This is a genomic window from Campylobacter sp. US25a, assembly GCF_004379075.1.
Classification (GTDB): Bacteria; Campylobacterota; Campylobacteria; order Campylobacterales; family Campylobacteraceae; genus Campylobacter_D; species Campylobacter_D jejuni.
On the sequence record NZ_RYYM01000162.1, the window covers coordinates 1 to 236 of the forward strand.

Below are 236 nucleotides of genomic sequence, written 5' to 3' on the forward strand. Positions count from 1 at the left end.
GTAATGTGCTGTGCGCCTATAGCACCTATGCTTTGTGCAAATTTTAATCCTAAAAAGCTTATGTTATTTTGCTTGGCTATTTTTTCTCTTAGCTCTTTGGCAAGCATGTTTGTAAATGATTTTTGGCTTCATTTGATCTTAAGAGCTATCCCTGCTTTTTTTCATCCTATTTATCTTGCACTTGCTTTTAGCACAGCCGCAAATTTAGCAGATGATAAAAGTAAAGTACCCCATAT

At 35.2% G+C, this 236-nt stretch carries 1 pseudogene; it reads left to right on the top strand.

Annotated elements, in window-relative coordinates:
- Nucleotides 1-236: pseudogene (locus ELQ12_RS10140) on the top strand (MFS transporter); the annotation flags it as partial.